Source organism: Psychrobacter sp. KH172YL61, from assembly GCF_007182895.1.
In the GTDB taxonomy this organism is placed as follows: domain Bacteria; phylum Pseudomonadota; class Gammaproteobacteria; order Pseudomonadales; family Moraxellaceae; genus Psychrobacter; species Psychrobacter pacificensis.
This window is the reverse complement of record NZ_AP019516.1, coordinates 2,703,053-2,723,528: the sequence shown is the minus strand read 5'-3', so window position 1 is coordinate 2,723,528 and position 20,476 is coordinate 2,703,053. Positions and strand designations below refer to the sequence as shown.

Here is a 20,476-nt window from a genome sequence, read left to right as displayed (position 1 = left end):
CAAAGCGATTACTATAAAAATGATATAGCTACGCTGACCTGTGAGCTCATTTAATACGATTTCACCATGCTGCATCAAACATTACACCATCAAAAAAACAGAGTTTTTATATAAAGTATTCTATGTTTTTAACAGTAATATTTAAGGAAAATTATGACGGACAATATCAATAAAGAGACAACAGATAATAACGCTGGCACCAGTGATAAAGGCAATGCATCTGAGTATATTTATCAAGACAATGCATTCCCTACTATGCCGACTATCGCCAGTGACAGTCCATGGTTGAGCGCTTATGAGCGTTATAGCATTGATGCTACGATTGAGATGCCAGAGGACAGTACCTCTTTACTTGATGTGTTTGAGCGTAATTTTAACCGTTATGGCCAAAAAACGGCCTATATCTGCATGGGCGCCTCGATTAGTTTTAAGCAATTGGACCTATATAGCCGCCAGATTGCCAGTTATTTGCAATCGCTAGGGTTGGTTAAAGGCGATAAGGTTGGGGTTATGATGCCCAACCTCTTGCAGTATCCGATCATCGCGTTAGGTGTCATTCGCGCTGGTATGATACTCGTCAATGTAAACCCTTTATATACCAGTCGCGAATTGTCCCATCAGCTCCATGACAGTGGTGCCAAAGCCTTATTCATCGTTGAGAATTTTGCGAAAACCTATCAAGATGCCGAAGATAAAGGGCAGATTGAGCATGTTGTCGTCTGTAAGATTGGGGATATGCTGGGTACGGTCAAAGGGGTCGTGGTCAACCTCGTCGCTCGTCATATCAAAAAAATGATTCCTCCTTATCGAATCCCAAATAGCGTGAGCTTTAAGGAAGCATTGGGCGCAGTCTCTGCCAGTCATTATGAGCGTCCTGAGTTGAACTTGAGTGATGTGGCATTACTACAATATACAGGCGGGACGACAGGCGTGGCGAAAGGGGCAATGCTATCTCATGGCAACTTAGTCGCCAATATGCTACAGGTTAGTGCACTGATGAATAGTGCATTCGAAGATGATATAGACAGCAGAGATGTCATCTTGACAGCACTGCCGTTGTATCATGTGTTCTCATTTATGGTATGCGGTATGTGTAGCATGTACCAGGGTTATACAGGCTTGCTTATTCCTAACCCGCGCGATCTCGATGGGCTTATCAAAGAGATGGGTAAATACAAACCTTCTTTTATCCCAGCTGTGAATACGCTATTTAATGGCTTAGTGCACAAAGACAGCTTTGCAGACCTAGATTTCTCTAATCTAAAAGCCTCTATCGGCGGTGGTATGTCCGTATTGCCGAGCGTTGCCAAAGAGTGGCATAAAATCACAGGTCTACCTATCGTTGAAGGCTATGGATTATCTGAGACGTCACCAGTCGTTGCTTTTAACCCAATGACCATCGCAGAGTTTACTGGCAAGATTGGTATTCCTGCACCTAGCACCGATGTCGTGCTCATCGATGAAGAAGAAAACGTCGTCGCGCTGGGTGATCGCGGTGAGATATGCGTCAAAGGTCCACAGGTGATGATTGGTTATCAAAACCGTCCAAAAGAAACAACCGAGTCCTTTACCGCTAGTGGTTACCTAAAAACCGGTGACATTGGCATTATGGACGAAAAAGGCTTTATCAAAATTGTTGATCGCAAAAAAGACATGATCTTGGTATCTGGTTTTAACGTGTATCCAAATGAAATCGAAGAAGCCATGAGTGAGCATCCAGCTGTGGTAGAGTGCGGTGCCATTGGCGTTCCTAATGATGAGCGCGGTGAAGAGCCAAAACTATTTGTGGTCAAAAAGGCGATGTCACCGAAAAAGAGCTGCTTGAGTACGGCAAAAAACAACTGACTGGCTACAAGCGTCCGCGTCACATACAGTTCGTTGACGAATTACCAAAGTCGAACGTTGGCAAAATCCTACGTAAAGAATTGCGTAAGATGGAAGGCTTAGAATAGCCTCTATCGTCCATTATTGCCTAACTGACGGCGCAATGGCGGGCGTGAATCTTGCCATTGCGCCGCTGTCACGTTAGGATATCTTAAGATTTTAGTCTACCAGATACCTGTCGGTCTGCTTATTAGCCACTGATAGCGTACTTTTATGACACTGCTTTTATAATATTGTACTAGGAATTTTTATGCGTATTGACAATCGTGAACTTGACCAACTTCGTTCTATCAGCTTTGAGCGCCACTATACTAAGCATGCTGAAGGGTCAGTATTGGTCAGTTTTGGCGATACCAAAGTGCTATGTACGGCCAGTGTCGAATCTGGTGTACCGCGCTGGCTCAAAGGTAAAGGTAAAGGTTGGATAACCGCCGAATACGGTATGCTGCCACGCGCAACCAATACTCGCAATCAACGCGAAGCGGCTCGCGGCAAGCAGTCAGGCCGTACGCAGGAAATCCAGCGTCTGATCGGTCGTAGCTTGCGCGCCATGATTGATTTAAGTAAGCTTGGTGAAAACACCATCTATCTTGATTGTGATGTATTGCAAGCGGATGGCGGTACTCGTACGGCCAGTATCACTGGTGCGGCAGTTGCACTGATCGATGCGTTAGAAACTATCCAAAAGAGCAAAAAACTCAAAGCTGATCCGCTGATTGGATTGGTTGCTGCGGTTTCTGTTGGTATGAAAGGTGGTGAAGCTTATCTGGATCTGAACTACGAAGAAGACTCTAGCTGTGATACCGACCTAAACGTTGTTATGACTCAAAAGGTGAGTTTATTGAGCTTCAAGGTACGGCTGAAGAAAAGCCGTTCACTCGCGCTCAAGCAGACGCTATGCTGTCATTGGCTGAAACAGGCATTGCTGAATTGATTAAAATGCAGCAGACTGCACTTGGTTGGTAGTCTGGTATTTAGATAAAACTTGCTGTCTTTATTTTTAGTTTTGATAACTGCCTGTTGGTTTCTGATAGGCAGTTTTTTCATAAAAAACACTTTTTACATTTCGCAATAGGTAACAATGCATGCTCAAGCTGACTGATGATGGCGCCAAAATCACCTTACAGGGTCAGCCGAATAATGCTGACAACGGTATGTTTTGGTTTGGATCTGCATTACTGATAGGGGCGGTGGCAGTCGCTATGGCAATGAGCTTATTGTCTGAGCGATTGGCTATCGGTGCGCTGGCACTGCTTATCGTCGGTAGTTTTATTTTTAACAAAAACGTCAGCAGCATAAAAAAAGCCATGAGTGGCATGATTAGTAGCGGTACATTATGGGTGCGAGCGGATGAGTTGGTACATGACAATCTAGGCAAACGTGAACACATTCATTTGACTGACGACGATAAAGTTGTGCTTATCGGTGATGGGCTGCAGATTGTCGATAGCAGTGAGGCACGCAAGTATCATATTACTGGTTTTGAGAGTGCCCAAGAGGCGAAAGTGACTAAAGCCATATTAGAAGGGCAAGCACTGACAAAACGCCACGTAAATATTAAAATGAGTAGTGATTAGTATTTTTACGCCTCAGTCGCTTGATTCATCAAAAGTCACTCCAGTCTCTATCCCTATCTAACACCACCGTGCTTTGTCTTCTTTGACCCTTCTGAACGCTCTTCTTTGTTATGACCATGCGTCATGATTTTTATACCGTCTATCGCATATCTAAGGTGAATAATTCTTGCAGATGCCTGTCTAAATGGTTTATAAGTAAGATTACAAAATTCAATCTTCACTATTATCCATACTGTCATTGATACTTTTTTGATCAGGGAGTTAGTCATGTCGCGTTTGCCTATGTCGTCAGTTGCAGCGTCGTGCAGTTTGTTATTATTCACTTGTAGCATACAAGCCCATGCAGATAGTATGAGCGCCCTTATCGCTCAAAAGTCCATCCAGTCTGACTCTAGTGCGCGCTATATGTCTTCTTATCCAGCAGTTCCCTCCGTCAAAGTCAGTACACACTCTACCATTCAACGCGCGCGCTCACCATCATATAGCAATGATAGCATGAGCAGTTATGGCAATCAGTCAACGATGAACAGCACCTATCATTACCCTGAAATTCAGCGTCAGTCACCCACCGTGTTGCCAGCATTTTTATCAGGGAGTTATGACAATGTCGATAGCGAGTATTTACCGCTATTGAGTAGTGCGGAGACGCAAAGCAGTATGGCTGCCCGCGAAGTGGTCAGCACGGCACGTAAAATGGCACTGAATGAGCGGACGATTATCAAAGGCGGCTGCTGGGATTATTTGAATGCGGTGTTTAATCGAGCGGGAGTTTCGCGTAATACCATTCATAAAGGCACGTATGCGCAAGGCCCTTATGCCAATAGTAGCGACATTGAGACAGGTGACTGGCTTTACTATATTAATCATGGCTACAATGGCATTGAGCACAGTGGACTGTTCGTCGGTTGGGTCGATGAGCGTGCTAAGCAAGCATTGATATTAAGCTATGCTGGTGAAAACCGCCGTGAGCCGGCGCGTTATCGTGTTTATGATTTGAGCAATGTCTATCAAATCATGCGCCCTAGTGTTTGATCTATAATATTTGGTAGACAGTCCAAAAACAAATAAAAAAGCGTCCGTCACTTATGGAAGTGGCGGACGCTTTTTATTGGTAGGTCATCAGTTACAAGCATTTCGACTGGATTTTAGAATGGTTTAACGACCACTAAAATGACGATAATCACCAAGGCAAAAACAGGTACCTCATTAAACCAGCGCCAAAACTTATGGGATTTATAATGAGGGTTATCAATCAGTTTTTTGCGATAAAAACCGCAAGCGCCATGATAACCTGATAGCAGTACGACCAATAATAGCTTGACGTGTAGCCAGCCTTGGGTTTTATAAACATCCCAGCCCAGTCCTAACATCCATAGACCGAAGATCCATGTCGCTATCATCGATGGCGTCATAATACCGCGATACAGCTTGCGCTCCATAATGGCAAAGCGCTCTTGGCTGATGCTATCGTCACTCATCGCATGATAGACAAACAGACGCGGCAAATAAAATATCGCCGCAAACCAGCAGACCACCGAGATGATGTGTGCAGCTTTAATCCAGTTAAAATAATCTGCCATTACTTAATCTCTTATTATCAGCCGTGTAATATCAGGCTTGTTTTCATACATTGTTGTTAGCCGCACACAGCCAAACTAATCGGCCAATACCATCTGCGATTGATGACCGCTCATCGCATCCATCACAGGCAATACTTTGGGCGCTCTTGGTGCGGCAAACTGCTTGGTGAGGCCAAGCTCACGCATGAGTCTGTCGTCGCCTGATTGACTGGCATTACCCGTCGTCAATAACTTGTCGCCATAAAAGAAGGAGTTAGCACCCGCCATAAATGCCAAGGCTTGCTCTGAATCTGATAAGCTTTCACGGCCAGCAGACAAACGCACATAACTAGTCGGGCAGCAAATACGTGCCACGGCAATGGTACGAATCCACTCTAGCACTGATAACTGGCCTTCTGCCAATACTTTATCGCCAATCGGTGTGCCTTTAATCGGGACTAGCAGGTTAACAGGAATCGACTCAGGGGCTTTCGGCATTTTTAGGAGCTCATGCACCCAATCAATACGGTCATCCCGGCTCTCACCCATACCAACAATGTTACCACTACAAACATTGATACCAGAGTTGCGTACGTTTTCGATGGTATCTAAGCGCTCATCATAGCTACGCGTGCTGACGACTTGCTCGTAATAGCTGCGCGAGGTATCTAGGTTATGATTGTAATAATCCAGTCCTGCATCCGCGAGTTGCGCCGCTTGATTGGTATCGAGCATACCTAACGTCATGCAAGTCTCAAGTCCTAACGCTTTCACTTCTTTGATGAGCTCGACCACATAAGGCATGTCTTTGGCGCTTGGGTGTTTCCATGCAGCACCCATACAGAAGCGAGATGAACCGGTTGCCTTGGCGCGTTTGGCCGCGGCGATGACTTTATCCACTTCTATGCGTTTTTCTGCCTGCAGTTTCGTCGTATCGCGATGATGACCTGATTGTGAGCAATAGCCACAATCCTCAGGACAGTTACCCGTCTTAATAGACAGTAGCGTACTGATTTGTATTTCGTTAGCGACAAAGTGCTCTCTATGAATGGTCTGGGCTTTTAACAACAAGTCCATCAAAGGCAAATCAAACAACTGAGCGATGTCGTCACGACTGTATGTGTGAGCGGCTTTGTGAGTATCAGGTTGGCTGAGTAGGTCAGTTGTGCTATCGGCGTTTGGTTCAGAGATGCTAAGCAGTCCTGCCATAAGGTAAATCCTTTTATAAAATTAAATGGTATCAGGTAGTATCAATGTATGTGTCTATTGTCATTTATAGGGTAATAAAAAAGGTTGCCGTATAGTATACCGCAACCTTTTTAGAAAATCAGAACACTGCTAGAGAGCATGTATAATTGTCACAATAGCGCACATAAATAGCAACTATCTAGTTGATCCTATTTCAGCCATTTTACCAGTGAATATCATGCAATGCATTACTCATTTATAGGAAAGGATCAGCTATTTACTTGCCCAATTTATGCTTAGCAAAACCCACCCAGTGCTCAGCAAACTTCTGTGCTTTATACGCATAAGGCTTGGCTTTTTGGAGGTAGGGTTTACACTCTTCTGGAACAGCTGGCACGATATGCTTAGCAAGTTTGTTGAACCACATCATTAGGCTATAGTCACCCTCGATGCTTAGATTGCCTTCTTGCACGGCAGTCATAAATGCAGGCAAGCTACCTTTGGTCAATAGCTTGACGCCCGTCATAGAATCTTTGAAAGTAATGGTCAAATCTGCTGCTTTTGCATGACCACTTTGTTGACTAAATTGTCCATTATCAAAGCGAAAAGAACGCGCGATATCAGATTCGGTGCTGGCAAACTCAATCGTGACATTGCGATCGGCAAAGAGTGCTTTGACGTCTTCGTTGTCGCTATCAGCGAGCATGGACAGACGATAGCCAACCACGGCTAGCAGCGCATCTAATGGGTCAGATTTGATATCTAATACAGGAATAGTAAACATAGTGGAACTCCTAAAGAATGGGGCATAAAAATAAATCGTACTTTATACCAGTTTCTATGATAAATACATCATTAGATTATAACCTACTGAGTGATTTCAACTCTTTAGGAGTTAAGTAGAAAGCGTTAAGTATCTTGTAACATTAAATATCACTGTTATGGGTAGGGTATTCATATCAGTATGGCAGTATCAATGAAAGCGTGGCTTATAATCATCATCGTAAACAGGCGTATGTTCGACATAGCGAGCCGCTTCTAACTTGCGCTGCCGACTGACTGCATGACTCACATCCTCGTAGCGTAGTGCTCGGTATAGTACCCAGCCGGCCAAAGGTAACCAGCTGATTCCCATCGCGATGACGTAACGGTGCCATTCCGAAAGCGCAGACAGCATCGGACGACCTACCAAGATATTCTGTATCATCTCAACAGCCAACCAGTAGACCATACCACCAAATAGATATAGCAACAGCCAACGCTGCGATGATAGAGCGAGCGCCACGATCATACCTGCCAGTAAGCTATAGCCTAGCCATGCTGAGCTGCTCCACATCTCTACGCCAATAAAAGAAAAAATAGTCATTGCCATCATTCATCTCGCTATTCATAAGGTGAACTCCAATGAGACTATTATGGAAGGTTGCTGAGCAAAGCTAAAGAGGCGCTAGGCGACTTTGCGACAACCGTTGACGTTTGATTTTTTAGATTAAGGTTGCTTTTTTTTGGATAGCTTGTACGATTTTTAATCGTTAGCTGGTAGGCTAAGCGCCGCAAAAAAGGGCGCTTATATTGGGAGGGTAGGAGCCGTTGTAATGGTTCAAACAGAGGCTTTTTAATCAAATATTTACACACAGAGGATCAACAGTTAAGCCTTATTGGTTCGTCTGCCCCACCAAGATAGTAACGACACCAAAATAGCACCAAGTAGCATAAGACCAACTGTGGTCAGCCAGTGGGGACCAGTAGGATACTGCCATGGCATAACGTTATTGATCGCCTCGCTGTTAAGAGCGCCTAATACATCTACTTTCCATGGCCATACCTTGACCAAAGAGCCGGCAATAAAACCGGTCAGCAATGCCAAGGTGGCTTGATAGTAGCGGGCTAATAACCATTTTAGAGCACGGGTAAATAATAACAATCCAGTTGCCATGCCCGCCATCACAGTTAATAGTACCGTAAAGTTAAGAGTATGCACGGCTTCCAATACCGTGTCATAAGCCCCTAGCAACAACAATATAAAAGACCCTGAGACCCCAGGCAATATCATGGCGCAAATCGCAATCGCGCCTGCAAAAAATAAGTATGGTAAGCTAGGTGTCGCCGCGAGTAATGGCAGACTACTAATGACCACAGCAGCAATGAGTCCGGCAGCAAACAGTGCCACACGTCCTATATTCCAGCGCTTAATCTCACTTAATAAGATAAATACCGTTGCGACCACCAATCCAAAAAAGAATGACCAAATAAGCAGTGGTTGATTGTCTAGCAAATATTTGATGATACCAGCCAAGGTAACAAAACTCGTCGCAATACCAAGTATCAAACACAATAAGAATGTCGCATCAACCTGTCGCCAAATCGCAATCAGTCCTTTGATTCCGCCGTTTTGTCGAAATATCTGCCAAAGGTTGGGGCCAATGCTACCGAGTGCATTAATCAGGCGCTCATAAATCCCTGCAATCAATGCAATAGTGCCACCAGAGACACCAGGAACGATATCAGCAGCACCCATCGCCATGCCTTTGACATAAACCCCTAGCAGCTCTTTTGGGTTATTCGTATGCACAGGGACAGAGACAGGGACCGTGCTTGCGTCTAATGGCTCTGCTACTGACGGCTGGTTTGGCCGTGGGGATTGTGGTGCCGTCATGAACAGTCCTTTATTATCTGAGAATAAATGTTATCTAAAAATAAATATCTGGCGTTATTACAACGAAACGTATTTAAAAATTAAAGCAACATCATTTAAAGCTGGCTTAATGAGACAGACATCAATCCCGTTTATCGGAAATCTAAGGGATGATGCGCTTATTTAGTAGAGGCAAATGCTGGATAACCAAGCGCATATAATGTCCCCTCAAGTCCTGTCACATTGATCGCGGCATCAGCACGTGCTTGCACGATGGGCTTGGCATGATAAGCCACTCCTAAATCGGCAAGCGCCATCATCGGCAAGTCATTAGCCCCATCACCGACACAGACCACTTGCGACATCTCCATACCTAAGCGCTCAGCCGTATGTTCGACTATAGCGGCTTTTTTGGCACCATTGACAATAGGAAGCTGCACCTGGCCGGTAACTTCTCCCTCGTCGATGTCTAAGACATTGGCATGGACCTCATCAATCCCCTAATTGCTCAGCGATATAGCGGGCAAAGTAAGTAAAGCCACCAGACACCAGTACCGTATGGTAGCCCAAGGCTTTTAACGCACTGATGGTGGTACGGGCACCGACCGATAACGTCAAGCGGTTGCAAATATCATCAAGCACATCGGTAGAGATACCTTTTAATAAGGCCACGCGCTGAGCAAATGATTCATCAAAGTCAATTTCACCACGCATCGCCGCCTCAGTAATGGCTTCAACTTGCTCACCAATACCAGCCGTTTTTGCCAGCTCTACAATGACCTCTTGTTCAATCAACGTCGAATCCATGTCAAAACAGGCAAGCTTGTGAGTACGTAGCATATGACCGACCGATAGGATGTGACAATCGACGATGTCTAGATTGCCTGTACTATCCGCACTGCGTGTGCGGTTGTATTCTTCAGACAAGTCATGGCGCAGACGAGTGGTCAGCTGATCGTCAATGATGTGAGCGGCGGCGGTCTTTTGCCAGGGTGCATCAGCGTATCGGTCACAGGTACCAACAAATAGCGGTATACTTGAGCATTGGTAAAGGGTAGACGCTGTGCATCGGCTGCCGTTGGCTCTGTATCAGAGACCGTAATATTAACAAAGCTCGCCTCAGTATCCTCAGCGACCGTCACCAAATGCCAACTTGGCTGCTCATCGACCCAAGACTGAACATATTGATGAATGTCCATCGCTGATACTTGAGTAGGCAGCACGACAATGAGCGCAAAAACAGGCAGCGACTGTAGCGCATCAAAATCTCGCAGATTGGTATCATCAGGTAATAATTCTGCAATAGAGTCGACGGCTTGTTGCCATGCTTTGCTGTCTTTTGGTAACGAATAAGATGTATTTTTTGGCATGGCTCAATTGTCCCTTGTATGCTCATATAAGATTGGGAATAATAACAGTTTTACTGAGCAGCGCCTATAGATGACATGCAAAGTATCATGGGTGTTCAAAAATGCTTATCAGCGCCTAAAATCTGCTGAAATGCAACAAAGTTATTATGATAAATTTATAAATCGACTAACGCTATAAGACTTATTATGGTGATATAGTAGATGACTTAAACTGACCCCTTGGTAACGATGCTGTGGCAAAAATAGCAGCGATAATCATGAGGCAGCGCGCGATAGTATCATCGTTCAAATTTAGCTCAATAAATAAGTGTCATTTTACATAGTAGCATTTTATATGATGACTGATTTCAATGAAATACTATCGATTTTCCATGAATATCGATCAATATTCGCGCATTACAATTGTTCAAAAATTAGCCAAAAAATGAGCAATAGACTCGTTTTTTAATTTCTTTTCTCCAAAAAAGTTTAACATATCATGACGTATTTAGCGCCGCGGCAAGGGTTGTTTGCCATTATTCTTCTGGTTAGTTTTTGTTTGCAGACGTTGTTATTGGTCATCAGTACCGATCAACAGCTGAGCAAAAGTCGTGCGTTAAAAGGCGAGCAAATGGTCGCCCAGCTGATTGATGAAGCAAGGTTGTCTTTAGAAAACAAAGACCGTGTCAGTCTCAGTGTGATTGCTAACCGCTATACCAGCGAGCAGGACGTAACAAGAATACTGATTAAAGACAATAAAGACGATATTTTGGTGCCTGTGGGCAACGCGCCGATGCAGCAAGGCGATACGATTCGCCAAATCGCCACCAATGGTGATGCGGTGATTGGTAGCGTTGCACTGACGTTAAAAGACGTTAGTAAAGGTGAAATCATCGCGATGCAGTGGCCGTTTGTGATTGGCACTATGTTGCTGCATTTATTACTGTGGTTAATCTACGGTTATCTTGCTCGTCCGACCAAAGAGCAAATCAGTGCGCTGAGCCGTAATATTCAGGACTTGTATCGCGAGCAGTACAGTCAGGGCGATCAGCGCGGCTACAGCCGTGACCTTGAGCGCGGCACGACTGGCAGTCTAGCTGATGGTACTCCAAGCGATAGTCAAATGGCTGGTTTGGCTGCCAAGAGCGAGACAGCTGGCAATGCAGCACAGGCGCGTCCGTTCAATGTACATAACGAAGTCAATGAGTACCTAAGAACACAGCAAAACCAAAGCAGCAGCGACGAAACTGGCAGTCTAACGGCTACGTCTGAAGGCGATATTGAAGACAAGGTTGTCGGCACTGTAAAGCGTCATAGTTCGCAATCTGGTGGTCAGACTTCTAAATTGTCTGCCACGCGCGCAGTCGATAGCGTGAGAGTGCAAATCGTCTTTCATGATGAATTCAATATGCTTGAGCGCCTTGCACCGGCGCAGCGCCTGCCTTATCTAGCCCTATGTACGCAACTGCTCAATCAAGCCGTGACCGAACTACTCAAACAGCCATTACTACTGGGTGTCAGTGCGACCAATGAGGCACACTTTGAGGACGATGGTGCAAGCGTGGTGCTAAAGCGGACAACAGCCATGCCAAAGTAGCACTGGCTGGGGTCATGCTTGCCAAGCTGTACTTGATGCTCAACAAAATCATTCATGACAAGCATATCGAGCTGTCGCGCTTTGCACTACCAGCCAAAGCAGGGGTGAGTGATGAGGCGCAATCAGAGCCCATGACCCATCTACTACAGAGCATCGGCAAAAAAGAGCAACTGCTGATATTGCTGCCAGCTGCTGGTCTTAAACAAATCAGTAACCATGTACAAGTACACAGCATCATGCGTCCAACCACTGTCTACGAGCGCGAGTGTGCGATATTCGATGGCGGGAACGACTCGATGATTCAGCGTTTGGCAGATGTTCGTAATGCCGTGCTCATGATTGAAGACGAAGATGAGTCAGCGACATAGCAGTATTAACATGGGTCATTTATACTACAATTGTCCATTATATAACTGGTGTCATAGTCTTGGTACTCAGGCTGAAATGTGACATATTAAGAAAAAGGATTGACAACTTTCAATAGAGACTTTATAAGGCATATATATATTGATGTATATTTAATACCCTTGCCTAAAAATGATAGGGAGTTTGTCATGAGTGACGCTGATATTGACGACGATTTTGATGATGATTTTGTCGACGATGACGATGCAAAGATGGTTGAAGAAGCTGAGACAAGTGTACGTACGCGTTTAAGTAGTCTTGAGAAGCGTCGACTGATCGATAATTTGCTAGAAGAAAAGCGTTTGGCTAAAGAATTAAAAGATGATCTAGATGATATAGACAATTTTGATGAAGATGGTGATGATTGGGATGACGACGATTTTTAATTCATTGGCACCATTGTCTAAGCTGACTAAAGTGCTTTAATGAGTGATAATTATCTACTCAGTTATACCGATTGCTCGCTGTTTGTTATTTTTGACAATGGCTCGCCATCTGCTCTATTCAATAATACTTACTTTATAAGGGCTGCTTGGTTACGGTTATTCAAGCAGCCTTTGTTTTAAAACCCTTTGCCATTAACCAATCAATCACTGCGATTGACGATAGCTATCTCTCAAGGACTGTTAAGCCATGAATAACCAACTAAGTTTTGATGAATTACTAGATTATTTGGATAACCAAGAGAGCGAGTTTGTGCTCGATAGTGTCGCGGCGCATGGTTTTTGACAGCGACGGTCATTGGTCGCCCACTCCCCTAACTGGATGGATGCACTTTTTGAAGGTCATGTGAGTGAGATTCCAGAAAACGTCATCGATGGTATCAACGCTGGCGCGACTCGATCATGGCTGAGCTAAAAAACGAGACTCCGATTGAATTGCCATTTGGCGAAGATGCTGGTGACGAAGAAGTGGCAGTTGATTTTTCAGATGAATCAGATATTGTGGCTTGGTCGATTGGTTTTGTTGATGCCATGTATGGCGATGAAGCAAGTGATTGGTTTGAAGACGAAGAGACAGCAGAAGACGTGGCTGTGTTGACCTTACCAATGATTGTATTAAGCGGCATTGATGATGAAGATCCAGAGCTAGAAGCAATGCGTCGCGATGAAGATAAGATGGTTCAAATGGCCAACAGCATCGAAGGCAATTTGACCGAGCTGTTTTTGTTGTTTCATACCAATGACTAGTCATTCTAAAAGACAGTATGAATAATCGTACTGTCTTTTATTGGTGCTGCGTTAAGTCGCTCTGGTCATTCTTTTAGATACTTTAATAAGTTACCGATAAGGTCTTACTATGGCTGTGCAACTCTCCAATCTTGAACACCTACCTAATTATCAAATTACCGAGCGCTTAGATGTGGTGTATGGCAGTACGGTGCGCTCAAAGCATGTGGGCAAAGACTTGTTTGCTGGGCTAAAAAACATCGTTGGTGGCGAGCTGACCGCTTACACCGAGCTGTTAGAAGAGTCACGCCAAGAAGCGATCGATCGTATGGTGGTGAAAGCCGAGGCGTTGGGCGCTGATGCTATCGTCGGCTTGCGTTTCTCTACCTCTAGTATCGCCCAAGGGGCTTCTGAGCTGTTTGTTTATGGAACAGCGGTCAAAGCGGTACCAGTATCGCAGCAGCTCCAGAACCCACCAAGCGATAATCACTATCCGTCCGGTCAAACACCCAACCCTCAAGTCCAGACTGCGCCAGAGGATTTACCGCGTTTTAATCCTTTTGGTTGATCTTAGCGCTTTAAAAGCTGTAGCACTGAAAACCACAATGCTAAAAACCGTAATGATTTTTATAATGAGAAACGTCCCATGAATGACTCACTCACGCAAGTGCTTATCAATTATGGGCCGTTTATCTTTTATTCGCCGCTGGTTGGTTTTTTGGGTCGCGTCACGAGCGTCAGCATTTGGCACAGCTAACGGTAGCAGAGCAGGCGCTAGGGGATATTACGGTTTCAAGCGAGCGTTTCTACCGTCCTGAGCTGGCTGTCGGTGGTGAGGGCGCGCTAGTTCTTGGCAGCGTCGTTATTGCTCAAGATTACTTTAAGATGATTATTGCTCGCGTGCTTAGTCTCTTTGGCAAAAACCTAACCACCTATGAGACCCTACTTGATCGCGCGCGCCGTGAGGCAATCGTCCGTATGCGTACACAAGCGAAAGCCAAAGGCTACACTCATATTTATGGTGTACGTCTAGAAGTCACTAACATAAACCAATTGGGCAGTATGGTAGAAGCCATTGCTTATGGCACGGCGGTCATCAGTACTGATCACACACCTATCGTTTCTGCTACACACATCGCCTGCACGTGTACCTTCTGCACTTCCTAGCATCTCTTAATACCTCGTAGCACTGCTATTTAGATTCTCCTCTGTGGTTGTCGCAGCACAAAACCCAACGCTGACTGACCAGTAGTCAGAAAAATCAAATACATACACTTTTACAACGATATACTGACTTTCAATGTTTCGACATTTTTTGGGTGTATGTCAGTAGTGATGATTCCAAAAAGTGTTGTGTACAAAGTGTCGTATAAAAACGCTGACAATGTCGGTGGCTTTTACCCAAGATATCAGCAGGATTGGCTGATTGAGCATCATAACGTTGTCATAAACCTGCCCGTGTAAGGGTTATATCTACAAGGATGTAGTTATGGAAGGTGTGGAGTTAGTCACGTTTGTCAATTCAAAAGTCATTCCCATTAGTATTTTTTTGATTATGATGGGAATGGGGTTGTCCTTAGTTACCAATGACTTTAAAAGAGTCGTCAAATATCCCAAAGCAGTCGCAATCGGACTGACCAATCAGCTACTATTTTTGCCATTGGTCGGTTTTGCCTTGGCAACTTTCATGTCACTCGAGCCTGAGTATGCCGTTGGCGTTATGCTGCTAGTACTGTGTCCTGGTGGCACGACATCTAACTTATTTACTTATTTGGCAAAGGGGATGTCGCGCTTTCGGTCACAATGACGGCGATCGCCAGTATTATCACCGTCTTTACCATTCCTATCGTGCTGAGTTTTTCGCTCGTGTACTTCATGGGTGCTGGTAGTGAGTTTCAGTTGCCAGTCGCCAAGACCATGATCAGCTTGATTACTCTGACCATACTGCCAGTTAGTATTGGTATGCTCATCAAACGCTATGCGGCAAGCTTCGCCGATAAGGCACAGGTGATGGTGTCTCGTTTTGGTGTGATATTTTTGAGCTTCTTGGTAATTTTTTTAGGATATGTGCAAAGAGATATTTTGGTCGAGGCCTTAGTTGCCACTGGCCCTGTATCGCTTATATTGAACGTATCGACGATGGCGCTTGGTTATTACACCAGTAAATGGTTCGGTCTAAATCCTGCGCAGAGAAGATCAATCACCATGGAAGTGGGTCTACAAAACAGTACGCTGTCGATGTTTATGGCATTGACGCTGCTCGCTAACTATAAGATGTCGTTGACTCCAGCTATTTATACGCTAATCATGTTCTTAACCGCAGGTATCATGGTCAGAGTATTTACCGCGCAACACAATAAAGCGAATAGAGTAGACAGAGAAAATAGCGTATTGGCTGCAAGAAGAATGTAGTTTAATCAGAATGTAAGCCGCAGTGCATTGCTAAGTACGCAGTGCACGACCCAATAAAATAAGCCCACAATATACTTTTTTATGATGAGAGTTATTGTGGGCTGTTATATTTATCATGGTTTCTTAAAGTGTGTGGGTTGATTCAATACGGATAGCATCGCTCAACGCTAAAATCTGCGCCTATCTACTTCTGCTCGTGCCTCAGCGGCCTGCTCTTTGACCCTTTCAATTTCAAACAAGAATGTGCGGTTTTTGAGTACCGCGACAAATACCACGCCGCCGACCGTATTGCCCACCAAGACCACGACTAAAAATATCAAATAGTGCCATAGGCTGACCGTATTGCCATACAGCAATGCTGAAAACACTTCAATATTGCCAACGATACTGTGATGCAGACCCAAAAACCCGATACTACTAGTGATAATGGAAACCAAAACAATACGGCTAAGGGTATCGCGTGCAGATGTGACTAGCCATGCCGCCACGCCCATCATCCAACCTGCCAGTACCGCACTACCAAAGATGACCCACCACTCAAACCCTAAGATATGCTCAGCGTAAGCATCGATAGCATGGTCGGTAAACAGATGCATATGCAGCCCCAAACCAATTATTAAAGCGGCAAACAAACAGCCACCGACGATGTTACCAGCGATAACGATGCCCCATAGACGCAGCAGCTTATGCAGTGGTTCAATCTTGTTTAGCACAGGTAGACTGAGTAGGGAGGTCTGCTCAGTGAATAATAACGACTGACCAATCACCACGATAATAAAGCCGATCGGATAGAGCAGGGAGGACAGTACCATCGCATAGCGACTCGGCAGCACATCATTAAGTAAGGCAAACGCCGATAAAATCACAAAAAGCTGATACCAATCTCAAGCCCAGCTGTAAAGGCGCTGGTAAACAGCGAGCCAAGCGAGCGCTCAAAGGTTTCTTTGGCATGGATGACTTGCTCCACCAAAATACTGGCATAGCTTTTCGCTTGGCTTAAATTATCGTCACTGGCAACTTTTTAATGGTTTCTTTGTCTTCGTCGCTGATTTCTTCTGGCAGGTCATCATTGTCTAAATCTTCGGTGGCTTTTATATGATCATCTGCGTGGCTATGCGTATGAATATCTATATCGTTGTTTTCAGGAGTGTGACTGTGCTGTAGCGTGTGACTGTGCGCCATATTGTCTTTTTTATGAGGATCGCTTGCATCATCATCCTGAGATGAATGACTGGTGGTACTCACGCGCGCGCTATCTGGTAGGATATCCTGAGCATCCCTGACGACGGCTTTGGTTAGGTCTGTTATTTTGGGACAAGGGTGATTCACTGTTGGTCGGCTGGTATATGGATAGAGCTGATACAACGCTATCGATGCTATTTTAGCGCATGACTGTGGTAGGTTCTGTTGAGTGTTTAACCAATTGCGGTTATTAATTGTTCGATAACGGCATGAAAAATGACCTTCAGGCTTTATAAATTGCCTTACCATCTAACAAAATCTGCCTATCTGCGTTAAAATCACTCTATTCATTATTTTCCTAATTTTTATATTCTCTTTAATTCAATTAACTTTGATCACATTCAATCAATAAAAGATAATGCCATTATGAGTAACCACAACCTAACTGCCTCTATTCAAGCGGCACTCAATCAATTAGAAAACGCCTATAACCCTGCACAAGTCGAGGCAGGTATGTATCAAGGTTGGGAAGAAAGCGGCTATTTTGCCCCAACATTTGATAAAGATGAGTCGTTCTCTATCGCGCTGCCACCGCCAAATGTCACGGGCTCGCTGCATATGGGTCATGGGTTTAACAATGCAATCATGGATGCGCTCACACGTTATCACCGTATGAATGGCGACAACACGCTGTGGCAACCAGGTACGGATCATGCCGGTATTGCAACCCAAATGGTCGTTGAGCGTCGCTTGGAGGCGCAAGGCATCCGCCGCCGTGATATGACACGTGAAGATTTCATCGATAAAGTGTGGGAATGGAAAGAAGAGTCGGGCGGCAGTATCACTAGCCAAATTCGTCGTTTGGGTAGCTCGGTTGACTGGTCGCGTGAGCGCTTTACCATGGATGATGGTCTGTCTAACGCGGTAAAAGAAGTATTCGTACGCCTGTTTGACGATGGTCTTATCTATCGTGGTAAGCGTTTGGTCAACTGGGATCCAAAATTCCAAACTGCGCTGTCAGATCTTGAAGTCGAAAACCACGATGAAAAAGGCAGCTTGTGGCATTTTCGCTACCATTTCACCGATAAAGACCTAACCACTCAAGATGGCAAAAACTATCTGGTTGTCGCCACCACCCGTCCTGAGACACTCCTTGGTGATACTGCTGTTGCCGTCAATCCGAGCGATGAGCGTTATGCACACTTGGTCGGCAAAACCATTACTTTACCAATCACGGGTCGCGTCGTGCCTATCGTCGCTGATGACTATGTCGAGAGCGACTTCGGTACAGGCTGTGTCAAAATTACCCCAGCGCATGACTTTAACGATTATGAATTGGGTCGTCGTCATAGCTTGCCACTCATCAATATTCTCGATGAGCGCGCCAACATTTTGCCAGCGATGGAAGTCTATCCTGATTTGCAGACACGTGAGCCAGAGCTAGAGACTACGCCTAGCGAGTACGCCGGACTTGAGCGTTTTGCCGCGCGTAAGTTCCTTGTTGAGCAAGCAGGCGATCAGGGCTGGCTAGAAGACATTGAGGACTACGCACTTAAAGCCCCGCGCGCTGAGCGTGGCGGTACGATCGTTGAGCCATGGTTGACCGATCAGTGGTATGTCGCGGTCAAAGAGCTTGCCAAGCCTGCGATTGACGCGGTAGAAGACGGCAGCATCGAGTTTGTCCCTGCCCAGTACAAAAACATGTATATGGCATGGATGACCGATCTGCAAGACTGGTGTATCAGCCGTCAGCTGTGGTGGGGTCATCGTATCCCTGCATGGTATGACGATGCGACAGGTGAGGTGTATGTCGCGCGTGATGAGGCGGAAGTACGCACTAAATACAACCTAAGCGATGATGTGGTATTGCGCCAAGATGATGACGTGCTCGATACGTGGTTCAGCTCGGGTCTATGGACGTTCAGTACGCTTGACTGGGCAGACGTCAACGCCGATCCACGCGTGATGGAGACTTTCCACCCAACTAGCGTCTTGGTCACGGGCTTTGATATTATTTTCTTCTGGGTCGCGCGCATGATTATGCTGACCATGCATTTTGTCAAAAACGAAGACGGCACGCCGCAAGTGCCGTTTAAGACCGTCTATGTGCATGGTCTCGTCCGTGATGGCAACGGTCAAAAAATGTCAAAATCAAAAGGTAACGTCTTAGATCCGATCGATCTAATCGACGGTATCGATTTAGAAGCGCTGGTCGAAAAACGCACCAGCAATATGATGAATCCAAAAGACGCGGCTAAGATTGAAAAACAAACACGTAAAGAGTTCCCAGAGGGTATCCCAGCCTACGGTACCGATGCGCTGCGCTTTACCTTTACCCTCATTAGCCAGTACCGGTCGCGATATCAACTTTGATCTGAAACGCGTTGAGGGCTATCGTAACTTCTGTAATAAAATCTGGAACGCCAGCCGTTTTGTCCTAATGAACTGTGTCGATGGTGACAGCAATGCCAAGCCTATCGACCAAACGGCGAACCCTGACGTATGGGAACTACCAGAAAAATGGATCATGAGTCGTCTGAACTCTAGTATCAAAGACATTCATCAGCATTTCGCCCAGTATCGTCTCGATATGGTCAGCCAAGATATCTATGAGTTTATCTGGAACGAGTACTGTGATTGGTACGTGGAGCTTGCCAAAGCCAGCCTAAATGATGACTCGGTGACGGATGCGCGTAAAGCGCAAATCCGCTATGTACTACTGCACGTATTAGAGACGGCGCTACGCTTTAGCCATCCAATCATGCCGTATCTGACTGAGCAAATCTGGCAGACCATCGCGCCGCTACTGGGTCGCAAAAACACCGACAGCATCGTGGTCGCTGACTATCCACAAACTGAAGCCAGCCAAATCAGTGAGCAGACCGAAGCGGATATGGCATGGTTACAAGAGCTGATTGCTAGCGTCCGTAACATCCGTGGTGAGATGAAACTGGGTAACGCCGTACGTCTGCCAGTACTCTTACAAAACGTCTCTGCCGATGAAGAAGCGCGTCTATCACGTATCAAAAACCAGTTCAAAGCGCTTGCCAAAGTTGAGAGTTTGGATATCGTCAAAGAAGGCAATGAAGTGCCACTGTCGTCATCGAGCATGGTTGGCCAGCTACGCGTCCTTGTACCCATGAAAGGGCTGATTGACCCAACCGCTGAGTTAAAACGTCTGGGTAAATCTTTTGATAAGCTACAAAAGCAAGCCGAAGGTATCTCGCGTAAGCTGAGCAATGAAGGCTTTGTCAGTAAAGCACCAGCGCAAGTGGTCGAAAGCGAGAAGGCGAAACTGGCTGAGTTAGAGGGGCAGTTGACCGCGATGACGGCGCAGATGGAGCAGTTGAAGGCGTTGTAATGAAACGGTTGTAATAATCTATTAATGATAAAAAACGCCTCTGTAATGGAGGCGTTTTTGATTGGAAGATATGATACGAATAGGTAAGAAGTAGTTTATTTGTGATGAATGACAAGCTACACTAGTAAACAACATAATTATAGAAATTTGTTATTTTA

Annotated in this window: 13 protein-coding genes and 7 pseudogenes; 11 read left to right on the top strand and 9 right to left on the bottom strand. The window is 45.3% G+C overall.

Going from position 1 to position 20,476, the window contains the following annotated elements:
* The first annotated feature begins 153 nt into the window (after positions 1-153).
* The 3 genes and pseudogenes from PKHYL_RS14545 to PKHYL_RS14535 all read left to right on the top strand — a co-directional run bounded on the left by PKHYL_RS14545 (position 154) and on the right by PKHYL_RS14535 (position 3,461).
* Positions 154-1,952: pseudogene (locus PKHYL_RS14545) on the top strand (AMP-binding protein).
* Positions 1,953-2,134: 182 nt separating this feature from the next.
* Positions 2,135-2,850 (top strand): annotated as a pseudogene (gene rph / locus PKHYL_RS14540) (ribonuclease PH).
* Between the two features lie 119 nt (positions 2,851-2,969).
* Positions 2,970-3,461: a hypothetical protein gene (locus PKHYL_RS14535; RefSeq protein WP_240365466.1), complete on the top strand. Its 492-nt coding sequence runs from the start codon at positions 2,970-2,972 to the stop codon at positions 3,459-3,461.
* 53 nt (positions 3,462-3,514) lie between these two features.
* On the opposite strand, the gene PKHYL_RS14530 is transcribed toward PKHYL_RS14535, so the two are convergent.
* Positions 3,515-3,730, bottom strand: coding sequence for a hypothetical protein (locus tag PKHYL_RS14530; protein ID WP_240365465.1), 216 nt, complete (start codon positions 3,728-3,730; stop codon positions 3,515-3,517).
* Here PKHYL_RS14530 and PKHYL_RS14525 point away from each other — a divergent pair.
* A complete protein-coding gene (locus PKHYL_RS14525) occupies positions 3,729-4,493 on the top strand; it encodes a hypothetical protein (protein ID WP_240365464.1) in 765 nt (254 codons plus the stop codon). The two genes, PKHYL_RS14530 and PKHYL_RS14525, sit on opposite strands and share 2 nt — an antisense overlap.
* Before the next feature lie 113 nt (positions 4,494-4,606).
* On the opposite strand, the gene hemJ is transcribed toward PKHYL_RS14525, so the two are convergent.
* The 6 genes and pseudogenes from hemJ to serB form a co-directional block, all read right to left on the bottom strand.
* Positions 4,607-5,041, bottom strand: coding sequence for a protoporphyrinogen oxidase HemJ (gene hemJ, locus PKHYL_RS14520; RefSeq protein WP_186473602.1), 435 nt, complete (start codon positions 5,039-5,041; stop codon positions 4,607-4,609).
* A gap of 75 nt (positions 5,042-5,116) precedes the next feature.
* Positions 5,117-6,229, bottom strand: a complete 1,113-nt coding sequence (gene bioB, locus PKHYL_RS14515) for a biotin synthase BioB (RefSeq protein WP_075106707.1) — start codon at positions 6,227-6,229, stop codon at positions 5,117-5,119.
* Between the two features lie 256 nt (positions 6,230-6,485).
* Positions 6,486-6,992 (bottom strand): SCP2 sterol-binding domain-containing protein, encoded by a 507-nt coding sequence (locus PKHYL_RS14510; RefSeq protein ID WP_071002949.1) that lies wholly within the window; start codon positions 6,990-6,992, stop codon positions 6,486-6,488.
* A gap of 189 nt (positions 6,993-7,181) precedes the next feature.
* Entirely contained in the window at positions 7,182-7,574 is a 393-nt protein-coding gene (gene aciT / locus PKHYL_RS14505) for an AciT family ciprofloxacin tolerance protein (protein ID WP_227517140.1), read from the bottom strand.
* A gap of 282 nt (positions 7,575-7,856) precedes the next feature.
* Positions 7,857-8,864 carry a DUF368 domain-containing protein gene (locus PKHYL_RS14500; protein WP_093069245.1) on the bottom strand — a complete coding sequence of 336 codons (1,008 nt, stop codon included), beginning with the start codon at positions 8,862-8,864 and terminating at the stop codon, positions 7,857-7,859.
* Positions 8,865-9,022: 158 nt separating this feature from the next.
* Positions 9,023-10,213: pseudogene (serB, locus tag PKHYL_RS19045) on the bottom strand (phosphoserine phosphatase SerB).
* Positions 10,214-10,691: 478 nt separating this feature from the next.
* Here serB and PKHYL_RS14485 point away from each other — a divergent pair.
* The 6 genes and pseudogenes from PKHYL_RS14485 (at position 10,692) to PKHYL_RS14450 (ending at position 15,775) form a co-directional block, all read left to right on the top strand.
* Positions 10,692-12,157 (top strand): annotated as a pseudogene (locus PKHYL_RS14485) (hypothetical protein).
* A gap of 186 nt (positions 12,158-12,343) precedes the next feature.
* Positions 12,344-12,580 (top strand): PA3496 family putative envelope integrity protein, encoded by a 237-nt coding sequence (locus PKHYL_RS14475; RefSeq protein ID WP_057761656.1) that lies wholly within the window; start codon positions 12,344-12,346, stop codon positions 12,578-12,580.
* A gap of 247 nt (positions 12,581-12,827) precedes the next feature.
* Positions 12,828-13,384: pseudogene (locus PKHYL_RS18300) on the top strand (UPF0149 family protein).
* Between the two features lie 109 nt (positions 13,385-13,493).
* A complete protein-coding gene (locus tag PKHYL_RS14465; protein ID WP_071002954.1) occupies positions 13,494-13,931 on the top strand; it encodes a YbjQ family protein in 438 nt (145 codons plus the stop codon).
* Positions 13,932-14,107: 176 nt separating this feature from the next.
* Positions 14,108-14,530, top strand: a complete 423-nt coding sequence (locus tag PKHYL_RS14460; RefSeq protein WP_240365459.1) for a YbjQ family protein — start codon at positions 14,108-14,110, stop codon at positions 14,528-14,530.
* Between the two features lie 322 nt (positions 14,531-14,852).
* Positions 14,853-15,775 (top strand): annotated as a pseudogene (locus PKHYL_RS14450) (bile acid:sodium symporter family protein).
* A 167-nt stretch (positions 15,776-15,942) separates the two neighbouring features.
* Here the strand turns inward: PKHYL_RS14450 and PKHYL_RS14445 are convergent.
* A complete protein-coding gene (locus PKHYL_RS14445; RefSeq protein WP_240365456.1) occupies positions 15,943-16,641 on the bottom strand; it encodes a formate/nitrite transporter family protein in 699 nt (232 codons plus the stop codon).
* A gap of 130 nt (positions 16,642-16,771) precedes the next feature.
* The gene (locus PKHYL_RS14440; protein WP_240365455.1) at positions 16,772-17,266 is read right to left on the bottom strand and encodes a hypothetical protein; all 495 of its coding nucleotides are present in this window, start codon (positions 17,264-17,266) and stop codon (positions 16,772-16,774) included.
* Positions 17,267-17,383: 117 nt separating this feature from the next.
* Here PKHYL_RS14440 and PKHYL_RS14435 point away from each other — a divergent pair.
* Positions 17,384-20,318: pseudogene (locus PKHYL_RS14435) on the top strand (valine--tRNA ligase).
* The last annotated feature ends 158 nt before the right edge of the window (positions 20,319-20,476 follow it).

Coding starts and splice junctions, on each gene's coding strand:
- PKHYL_RS14535 (WP_240365466.1), top strand. CDS start 2,970: ATGCTCAAGCTGACTGATGATGGCGCCAAAATCACCTTACAGGGTCAG.
- PKHYL_RS14525 (WP_240365464.1), top strand. CDS start 3,729: ATGTCGCGTTTGCCTATGTCGTCAGTTGCAGCGTCGTGCAGTTTGTTA.
- PKHYL_RS14530 (WP_240365465.1), bottom strand. CDS start 3,730: ATGACTAACTCCCTGATCAAAAAAGTATCAATGACAGTATGGATAATA.
- hemJ (WP_186473602.1), bottom strand. CDS start 5,041: ATGGCAGATTATTTTAACTGGATTAAAGCTGCACACATCATCTCGGTG.
- bioB (WP_075106707.1), bottom strand. CDS start 6,229: ATGGCAGGACTGCTTAGCATCTCTGAACCAAACGCCGATAGCACAACT.
- PKHYL_RS14510 (WP_071002949.1), bottom strand. CDS start 6,992: ATGTTTACTATTCCTGTATTAGATATCAAATCTGACCCATTAGATGCG.
- aciT (WP_227517140.1), bottom strand. CDS start 7,574: ATGACTATTTTTTCTTTTATTGGCGTAGAGATGTGGAGCAGCTCAGCA.
- PKHYL_RS14500 (WP_093069245.1), bottom strand. CDS start 8,864: ATGACGGCACCACAATCCCCACGGCCAAACCAGCCGTCAGTAGCAGAG.
- PKHYL_RS14475 (WP_057761656.1), top strand. CDS start 12,344: ATGAGTGACGCTGATATTGACGACGATTTTGATGATGATTTTGTCGAC.
- PKHYL_RS14465 (WP_071002954.1), top strand. CDS start 13,494: ATGGCTGTGCAACTCTCCAATCTTGAACACCTACCTAATTATCAAATT.
- PKHYL_RS14440 (WP_240365455.1), bottom strand. CDS start 17,266: ATGGTAAGGCAATTTATAAAGCCTGAAGGTCATTTTTCATGCCGTTAT.